Genomic DNA, 247 nt, shown 5'->3' with positions numbered 1-247 from the left:
ATTGCTTGTCTTCCTTGAGCACATTGAGCGGCGTTTCATCGGCCTGAACCACCACTTGTTCGAGTAAGTGAGTCTTCAGTGCCTGATAAAGCGGTTTGAACTTTTCACTAACCTGGATTACCCACCTGGCCATGGTCGTTCTCGATAACTCGATACCTGATTGGGTGAACAAGGTTTCCTGACGATACAGCGGAAGCGCATACTGATATTTGCCTAAAATAATGTTGGCAAGCAGACTTTCGGTAGC

The 247-nt window shown here is 47.0% G+C and carries 1 protein-coding gene; it reads right to left on the bottom strand.

The features are described from left to right. The coding region (locus tag EYW48_RS22095; RefSeq protein ID WP_277433125.1) for a transposase at positions 1-247 on the bottom strand (247 nt) is incomplete at both ends.

The organism is Vibrio sp. 1180_3 (genome assembly GCF_029478545.1).
Taxonomy (GTDB): domain Bacteria; phylum Pseudomonadota; class Gammaproteobacteria; order Enterobacterales; family Vibrionaceae; genus Vibrio; species Vibrio aestuarianus.
Note: the sequence above shows the minus strand (reverse complement) of the source record. Positions and strands in the feature narration are given on the sequence as shown.